The following is a 253-nucleotide window of genomic DNA, read 5'->3' on the forward strand; positions in this document are numbered from 1 at the left end:
ATGTCGAGCTTGCTCGGCTTCTCGTGACTGCGTGCCTTTTGAAGAATGAGCCTGCGAGTTTGCGGTGTGTTGCGAGGTTAACCCGTGTGGGGGAGCCGTAGCGAAAGCGAGTCCGAATAGGGCGTTTGAGTAGCACGCTCAAGACCCGAAGCGGAGTGATCTAGCCATGGGCAGGTTGAAGCGCGGGTAAGACCGTGTGGAGGACCGAACCCACCAGGGTTGAAAACCTGGGGGATGACCTGTGGTTAGGGGT

Annotated in this window: 1 rRNA gene; it reads left to right on the forward strand. The window is 58.1% G+C overall.

The features are described from left to right. A 23S ribosomal RNA gene (locus tag AC13HU_RS38415) occupies nt 1-253 on the forward strand; the annotation flags it as partial.

The sequence above is a fragment of the Streptomyces sp. NH27 genome, from assembly GCF_056859195.1.